Origin of the sequence: Aeromonas sp. s11, assembly GCF_040907945.1 — a bacterium.
Lineage (GTDB): Bacteria > Pseudomonadota > Gammaproteobacteria > Enterobacterales > Aeromonadaceae > Aeromonas > Aeromonas veronii.
The window spans coordinates 513,498-521,396 of record NZ_JBFOCU010000062.1; the positions used below are offsets into that span (position 1 = coordinate 513,498).

Genomic DNA, 7,899 nt, shown 5'->3' on the forward strand with positions numbered 1-7,899 from the left:
TCACTTTCTGGCAGCGTGGCTGGCTGAAATTAGGTCGCACTGGCCACGCTGGCTGGCGCTGGCTTGGTCGCCTGCCACGCTGGCTGCGTTGCTCGGTGCTGGGCGTTGTAGCACTGCTCCTGTCATTGCTGGCACTGGATCGACTCTTCCCGCCGCCACCGCTCGACCCTGCCTACGCACGGGTGGTGCTCGACATGAAGGGGCGACCGCTGCGCGCCTTTGCCGATACCAGCGGCGTGTGGCGCTATCCCGTGACCCTGGAGCAGGTCTCCCCCCGCTATATCGAGGCGCTGCTGGGCTACGAGGATCGCTACTTCTGGCGTCATCCCGGGGTCAATCCGGTGGCCATGGTGCGCGGGGTCTGGCAGTGGCTGCGCTATGGGAGGGCTGTATCGGGCGGCTCGACCCTCACCATGCAGGTGGCCCGCCTTATCGAGCCCTACCACAGGAGCGTGCCCGGCAAGCTGCGTCAGATGGCCCGTGCGCTGCAACTGGAGTGGCACTACGACAAGCGCACCCTGCTCACCGTCTACCTGAACCGGGCGCCGTTTGGCGGCAACCTGGAGGGGGTGCAGGCGGCAAGTTTTGCCTATCTCGGCAAGAGTGCGGCCAAGCTGACCTATGCCGAGGCTGCGCTGCTGGCAGTGCTGCCGCAGGCCCCCAGCCGCAATCGGCCGGACCGCCACCCCGAGCGGGCCCGCGCCGCCCGTGACAAGGTGATGCAGCGGCTGGTAGCGCAAGGCGTCTGGCCCGAACAGGTGTGGCTGGAGGGACGTATCGAGCCGGTGCTGGCTCGCGGTCACTTCACGCCGATGGAGGCGCCGCTCTTTGCCCGTCTCGCCGCTGACAATCAGGCTGGGGCGCTGGTGCACACCACCATCGACGGCGATCTGCAGCGCTGGCTGGAGGGGCGGGTGGCAAGCTATATCCGCCGTTTCCCCGAACAGACCTCCGCGGCCCTGCTGCTGGTAGACAATAAAACCATGGCGGTGCGCGCCTATGTGGGTAGCGCCGAGTATGGCAATTTGCGCCGCCACGGTTACCTCGACATGGTGCAGGCAATCCGCTCCCCGGGATCCACCCTCAAGCCCTTCATCTACGGTCTGGCCATGGATGAGGGGCTGGTGCACTCGGCCTCCCTGCTCTCCGATGCGCCAAGGCTGGGATCTGATTATCGCCCCGCCAACTTTTCCGGCGCCTTTCAAGGGCCGGTGACCCTGGCCCAGGCGCTGCAGCAATCCCTCAACGTGCCGGCGGTGCAGGTGCTGGAGGCGCTCGGGCCCGACAAACTGGTCAGCCGCCTCGACAACGCCGGGGTGCGGCTGGCGCTCTCCGACAAACCCAATCCGGCCATTGCGCTGGGGGCGGCGGGCATTCGGCTCGAGCAGCTGGTGGCGCTCTACAGCGCGCTGACCCGGCAGGGGCAGGTGGCGATGCCGGTCTGGCTGGCGGGGCAGCAGGCGGTGCCCCGCCCCTTGCTGAGCCCGGGGGCGGCCTGGATCATCTGGCAAATATTGAGCGCACAGGGGCGGGCGGATCAGCCTTTTGCCAGTGAGGCAACCGGCAGGGTCAACCGGCTGGCCTGGAAGACCGGCACCAGCTATGGCTATCGCGACAGCTGGGCCATGGGGGTCTCCGGTCGCTGGACCATCGGCGTCTGGCTGGGGCGCCCCGACGGCACCCCTTTGCCCGGTTTTTACGGGCAGAGCGCGGCGGTGCCGCTGCTGCTTTCGGTCTACTCGCGGCTGGCTGACAACAGCCCTCTGCCGGCACAGCCCAACACGGTGAGCGAAGCCGAGGTCTGCTGGCCGCTGGGGCGCAAAATGAGCGCGACCCTGCCTGAAGCCTGTTTGCAGCGTCAGAGCGCCTGGTTGCTTGAAGAGCGCGATCCTCCCACCTTGCCGGATCCCATGGACTGGCCCTCGCCGCTGCGCCAGGTTGCACTCACTAGCGAAGGCAAGCCGACGCTGACCCGTTGCCCCGATGCGGCGCAATCCGGCTTTCGGGCGCTTTGGCCGTTGTCGCTGGAGCCTTGGCGGTCACCTGGTGAGCGACGGCAGGCGCTGCTCGCCAGCGGCTGCGCGGGGGAAGGGCAGAGCGCCGAGCAGCAAGCTCCTATTCGCATCATGGCGCTGGGGGAGGGCAACCTTATCCGCAGTCAGCGTTACCGGTTGCAACCCAAAGTGCTGGGCGGTGTCGGCAAGCCTGCCTGGTTTCTCAACGGCCAGCGGCTGCGCTGGGACGGGGATCAGGTGCTGAGTGTGGCGGGTCGTTATCAGCTGGTGGTGGTGGATGAAGCGGGCAACAGCGATCGTATCGAGTTTCGCGTGGTGCATCCTGACGGTGATGCCAGCACCATCACCCGTTGAGCGTTTTGCCGACAACCATTGAGGTGAATGTAATTAACTATTTGAAATGCATCAATATTTGATTGGATGAATTAATTTGTGAATAATTACGAATTCATTCAAATCCAATCGGGAGTTCTCTTTTGCTGCGTGTTCTGTGTCCCTTGCTGGTGCTGATGAGTTCGGGTTGTGCCACAACCAATCATGGTGATCACCATGTTTCTCCTGAACGTACCGGGTTCTATTCACCTTTCGAACCTGCTTCCGAGAGTTTTGCGCGTTGCTATCAGAAACAGTTTGCCTGTACCCCTGCCAATATCCGCCGTGACAGGGTGATGGAGGCGCGCAGGCAGGCGCAAGAGCGGGCCAATCACCGGGGTGATGATTGGTAGGCCGCAGAAAACGAGAGGGGTTGGCAGATGCCAACCCCTTTTTCATTCCGCCCATTCAGCCCGGTTGGCGCAGATGACCGAGCCGGGTGAAGAAGTGCTGGCTCTTGCGCTGGTGAAAGTGGCTCTTCTTGATGGGATGGAAGATGAGGTTGCTTTCGGGATGGCTCGCTTTTAACTGGTGGAGCATGGCTACGGCGGGCAGGCTGGTGCTGACCAGGGTGGTGAGTGGCATGCTGAGGGTCTCGGGCCCGAGCAGTTGATTGAGCCCTTGCTGAGCCTGCTCAAAGCGGGTCAGGGCCGCCGGGTCGGCATAGCCGCTACCCAGCATGGTGAGCAGGTTGTCGAGGGCCAGATTAAATTCGGCCAACTGCTGGCGAAAGCCGCTGCGCCCGCGCAGGGCAATCAGCTCTGCAAACGGAATGTCGGCCAGGTGAGTGGGCACTTGCAACGGGATCTCGAGGAGGAAGCAATCCTGACCACCGCGATTGTGGTAGCGGGATTCGAGCAGATGGAGCAGGCGGTCGAGATAGTCGTGATCGGTAATAAGCGCCCCGTCATTGGCGAGTGCCCACTCACGGGCGAGACGCATGGAGAGCAGATTGGCAAAGCGTCGCGCCATTCTGATCCCCCCTTCATCCCGGGTCGCAAAGCCGTGAGTAAGGCAAAAGCCGTGCAGCCGCTCCAGCCCCACCTGATCCGGGCAGAAGCAGTCGTGGTTGGCCTCCTGACGCCAGCGACCAATCAGCTCCTTGTTGCCAAACACCTTGTGGCGGACGAAATCGGGGGCCACTAGGCCGCTTATCTGGCTCTCCAATTGCGGGGTAATGGCGGCAAAAAAAGCTGCATCGGGCCGCTCGGCCAGGAGATCGGTCTCCTGCTCGAGGGTTTGCTGCAGGGCGGTGAGACCGCTCTTTTCGCTGACGGTGAAGACGAAGGCGAGTCGCTCCAGATAGAGCAGGGCAAATTTGAGCCAGAGCTCGTCGCGTACCTCCATGCCGGGGTAGTAGATATAGGTCTTCATCGGATCAGTCTGTTGTCAAAAATCTGGCGAGGCGCAGGGTCGGGAATATACGCAAGATTGGCGCTGCACGGCAAACACTGCGTGGGGTAATGTGAGCAAACGCTCATCCAGTAGGCGCTGGCCACAAAGTTCTGATATAATTCGCGCCCTTAAATCAAGGTCACCCGAGTCATTACCATGAAGTTCATTATCAAGCTGTTCCCGGAAATCACCATCAAGAGCAAGTCGGTTCGCCAGCGCTTTATCAAAATCCTGCAGGGCAATATCCGCAATGTCCTGCGCCGCTTCGACGACGATGCCCGCGTACGGATGGATTGGGACAAGCTGATTGTGAGCTCCCGCAATGACCAGTTCCGCGAGCAGGCTATCGAAGCACTGGCCTGTATTCCGGGCATTCAGGCTTTCCTCGAGGTTCAGGCCAGCAAGTTTACCGATCTGCACGACATCTTCGAGCAGGTGAAAGCCGTATGGGGCGACCAGCTCAAGGGCAAAACCTTCTGCGTGCGCGCCAAGCGCCACGGCAAGCATGAGTTCTCCTCCCTCGAGGTTGAGCGCTATGTGGGCGGTGGACTGAACCAGCACTGCGAAAGCAATGGTGTGCGCCTCAAGAACCCGGATGTGAAGATCAACCTCGAGATCGACGGCGAAGAGCTCTTTATTGTCAGCGCCATCCATCAGGGCCTGAGCGGCATGCCCATCGCGACCCAGGAAGATGTGCTGAGCCTGCTCTCCGGCGGTTTTGACTCCGGCGTAGCGTCGTTCCAGTTCATCAAGCGCGGCTGCCGCGTGCACTACTGCTTCTTCAATCTGGGCGGTGCTGCCCATGAAATCGGCGTCAAGCAGGTGGCCTACCACCTGTGGAACCGTTTCGGCTCCTCCCACCGGGTACGTTTCACCGCAGTGGACTTCGAGCCGGTGGTTGCCGAGATCCTCGAGAAGATCGACAACGGTCAGATGGGCGTGGTGCTCAAGCGGATGATGATGCGTGCTGCCGCCAAGGTGGCCGACGAGTTCCAGATACCGGCGCTGGTGACCGGCGAGTGTGTGGGGCAGGTATCCAGCCAGACCCTCACCAACCTGAACGTGATTGACCGGGTGACCGACAAGGTGATCCTGCGCCCGCTTATCACTTGGGACAAGCCGGATATCATCAGTGAAGCCCGCCGCATCGGCACTTTGGAGTTTGCCGAGACCATGCCGGAGTATTGTGGGGTCATCTCCAAAAAGCCGACTGTGAAGGCCGAGCTCTCCCGCATTGAAGAGGAGGAGGGCAACTTCGACTTCGCCATTCTGGACAAGGTGGTCTCTGAGGCCCGTTACCTCGATATCCGCCGTATCGGTGAAGAGACTGCCGCTGAAGTGCAAGAGGTGGAAACGACTCAGGTGCTGGGTGCTGACGAGGTGATCCTGGATATCCGCTCTGCCGACGAACACGACGAGAAGCCGCTGGTGGTGGAAGATCGTGAAGTACTGCATATCCCCTTCTTCAAGCTGGCCACCGCCTTTGGCGATCTGCCCAAAGAGAAGACCTACCTGCTCTACTGTGATCGCGGCGTGATGAGCAAGCTACAGGCGCTTTACCTGAAAGAGAAGGGCTTTGACAACGTCAAGGTGTACCGCCCGTAAGCGTGTTTTTCACCTTCAATAAAAAATCCGGCCAATGTGCCGGATTTTTTATTTCACAGAGTGAGCAATGACTATCAGGGACAGGGAACCGGAGTGAAGGAGTCTTGCCCCTGACAACGCCAGCCCATTTCTGCCTCCCGCATCTGCCACAGGTTGTTGCTGCGATAGAGGGTCAGGATGTAGATCATGTCGCTCTTGCTGCCGTCGAGGGCGACCGAGAGCACCAAGTCATTGTCCAGTTGCTGGGCATGGATGCGGCTGGGCGTGTCACCATGACCGACGAATCGCAGAGCTACCTCACGGTAGTCATTAACCCAGTTTTGCTGTTGATGGCTTGCCTGGCGTATCTGCTGGTTGAACTGCTGCACCGGCGCCGAGGCCAGTCGTCCAAATACCACTTGTGCTTCGGCGTGGGCTGCCGTCACGTTCGCCAGGAGAAGGGTGGTAAGCATACCGATTTTGCGCATGAGAAGTTCCGGCTAACAACGACTGCTTCTATGACAACAGAAAAGCCTATTTGGTTCAACGCGCGGCCCACAGCGACATGATGACGCTGTGGGCCTGCTCTCAATTGCGTTGCAGCGAGAAGGTGGGCAGCGACAGATGCCAGTAGATAGCAGCTACCCGCAGGCCAAACACGGCCGTCATGCAGATGAGCATGGCCGTTACCCTGTCCATGTTTGCCTCCAGCGCCAGGGTATAGAGAATGCCGCCAAGGATACAGGCGGTGGCATAGATCTCTTTTTGCAGCACCATGGGCACTTCTCGCGCCAGTACATCGCGGATCATGCCGCCGGCTACCCCGGTCATGGTGCCCATGATCACGGCAATCAGCCCCGGGGTGCCGAAGTTGAGGGCCTTCTGGGCACCGATCACGGTAAAGAGGGCCAGTCCGAAGGCATCCGCCACCGGCAGTACATACCAGGGCATTCTGCGGGGCAGTTTGACCATCCACATACCGATCAGCGCCGTCGCAATGACGACCCAGATATAGAGGGGATCGCGCACCCAGAATACGGGGGTGGCTCCCAGGATCATGTCACGGATGGTGCCGCCGCCGATGGCAGTGACCGCCGCCAAAACCATGACGCCAAACCCGTCCATCCTGAGTCGGCCAGCCACCAATACCCCTGAAAACGCGAATACTGCAGTACCAAACATGTCGCTGATGTAAACAATCTGCTCAACCAGTGTCTGCATGGAGAACAACTCACGCCAAATTGTTGATGGGGCCGCGATTTTAGGGGCTGGTGAGCCCAATCGCCAACAGTGCTCGACAAAATTGAGAGTCGGGACGGATTTTTTCTCGCAGCACGAACGGTAGTGTCTCGTTTGCCCCCTGCCGTTGGCTAAATAACTGATCCCAATAGTGCTACACCTTCGCTGTGCCATAGCCATTCCCCGGGAAAGGAGACACGGTATCCATGAAGTGTTTCACTCGGGCCAGCAGGTTTGCCATCCCTCTGCATTGATGATTGCGCGTGATGGTTTCATGTAACTTGTGCCATAGCCGTTCTATGTGATTAACCCAAGGGCTGTAAACTGGCTGGAACACCAGGCAGAACTTGGGATTCTTCTTCAACCATCGCTCGGTCTGTTTGCTTTTGTGAATGATGTAGTTATCGAGGATCAACGTGATGGTTTTGGCTCGTCGGTAGTGGTGGCGCAGCTTTTCCAGCATGGCAATAAACAGCGATGAGTTTTTCTTGATCCCGCTGACGTAAAGTACCCTTCCGTTGCCTGCGTGGAGAACGCCTGCCAGATAATGCTTGGCATTCTGCCCCGGTGTGACAACCCGCTTTTGCTGCGCTCTGAACATCCAGTCGGCTCCTAATTTGGGATTGAGGTCTATATCGACTTCATCCTCATAAAACACCGGATTATCGGCATCACAGCGGGCCAGCGCGGCGTCGATATTCGCCATTTTTTCCTGATAGGCTGGGTCTTTTATCCGCAAGGTCGGCACGGGCCTGCGCCAGACAATGCCCATACGAGGTAACCATCGGCGGAGCGTGGAGGCTGCCACATTGAGCCCTGTTAACCGATTGATTTTTATAGCCAATAGTTCAGTACACCAACGGCTGCGCTGATAACCAAAATCTTGCGGAGAAAACTGCATGAGCAGCACCAGTAAGGTGACAATCTTGGCGATAGGTAAGACTGGGGCACGGCCAGCCGGTAAGGCTTCTAGCGCATCTATGCCTTCATCTCGATACCACCGAAGCCAACGACCGATGGTCGAGCGCGCAGCGCCGGTAAGGTGATGAACATCGGTGATCGTGCGTCCTTCATGTAACAGCAAGATGGCCATCAAGCGACGAGCATGTCCTTTATCACGGGTGGCATGGATGATTTTGTGAATGCGGCGCCGTTGTGGTCGTGGCAGAGGTGGTAGGATAGGCATCAACTCAGTCCTTTGGGTGTGGCTTGTTTTGTTTAGCGACTAATCAGATCGCACAAACTGGACTGAGTTCCCTTCCTCCGGTGATCTACTATTCGGAACAGCTATTTA

Annotated in this window: 6 protein-coding genes; 2 read left to right on the forward strand and 4 right to left on the reverse strand. The window is 59.3% G+C overall.

What is annotated here, in order from left to right; translation table 11 throughout:
- The first annotated feature begins 23 nt into the window (after window positions 1-23).
- Complete coding sequence (pbpC, locus tag AB5Y84_RS20905; protein ID WP_257724923.1) at window positions 24-2,369, forward strand: penicillin-binding protein 1C; 2,346 nt, start codon at window positions 24-26, stop codon at window positions 2,367-2,369.
- A 426-nt stretch (window positions 2,370-2,795) separates the two neighbouring features.
- On the opposite strand, the gene AB5Y84_RS20910 is transcribed toward pbpC, so the two are convergent.
- Window positions 2,796-3,761 (reverse strand): hypothetical protein, encoded by a 966-nt coding sequence (locus AB5Y84_RS20910; RefSeq protein WP_257724884.1) that lies wholly within the window; start codon window positions 3,759-3,761, stop codon window positions 2,796-2,798.
- A gap of 177 nt (window positions 3,762-3,938) precedes the next feature.
- Between AB5Y84_RS20910 and thiI the strand changes: the two genes are divergently transcribed.
- Window positions 3,939-5,387, forward strand: a complete 1,449-nt coding sequence (gene thiI, locus AB5Y84_RS20915; protein ID WP_201998348.1) for a tRNA uracil 4-sulfurtransferase ThiI — start codon at window positions 3,939-3,941, stop codon at window positions 5,385-5,387.
- Window positions 5,388-5,461: 74 nt separating this feature from the next.
- Here thiI and AB5Y84_RS20920 read toward each other — a convergent pair whose 3' ends face one another.
- The 3 genes from AB5Y84_RS20920 to AB5Y84_RS20930 form a co-directional block, all read right to left on the reverse strand.
- A complete protein-coding gene (locus AB5Y84_RS20920) occupies window positions 5,462-5,854 on the reverse strand; it encodes a hypothetical protein (RefSeq protein WP_005333978.1) in 393 nt (130 codons plus the stop codon).
- Window positions 5,855-5,954: 100 nt separating this feature from the next.
- Entirely contained in the window at window positions 5,955-6,587 is a 633-nt protein-coding gene (locus AB5Y84_RS20925) for a trimeric intracellular cation channel family protein (protein WP_005333975.1), read from the reverse strand.
- 172 nt (window positions 6,588-6,759) lie between these two features.
- A complete protein-coding gene (locus AB5Y84_RS20930) occupies window positions 6,760-7,791 on the reverse strand; it encodes an IS630-like element ISAhy2 family transposase (RefSeq protein ID WP_001809438.1) in 1,032 nt (343 codons plus the stop codon).
- Window positions 7,792-7,899 lie beyond the last annotated feature (108 nt).

Bases quoted from the DNA above. Each gene is read 5' to 3' on its own strand.
- AB5Y84_RS20910 (WP_257724884.1), bottom strand. From the start codon at position 3,761: ATGAAGACCTATATCTACTACCCCGGCATGGAGGTACGCGACGAGCTC.
- thiI (WP_201998348.1), top strand. From the start codon at position 3,939: ATGAAGTTCATTATCAAGCTGTTCCCGGAAATCACCATCAAGAGCAAG.
- AB5Y84_RS20920 (WP_005333978.1), bottom strand. From the start codon at position 5,854: ATGCGCAAAATCGGTATGCTTACCACCCTTCTCCTGGCGAACGTGACG.
- AB5Y84_RS20925 (WP_005333975.1), bottom strand. From the start codon at position 6,587: ATGCAGACACTGGTTGAGCAGATTGTTTACATCAGCGACATGTTTGGT.
- AB5Y84_RS20930 (WP_001809438.1), bottom strand. From the start codon at position 7,791: ATGCCTATCCTACCACCTCTGCCACGACCACAACGGCGCCGCATTCAC.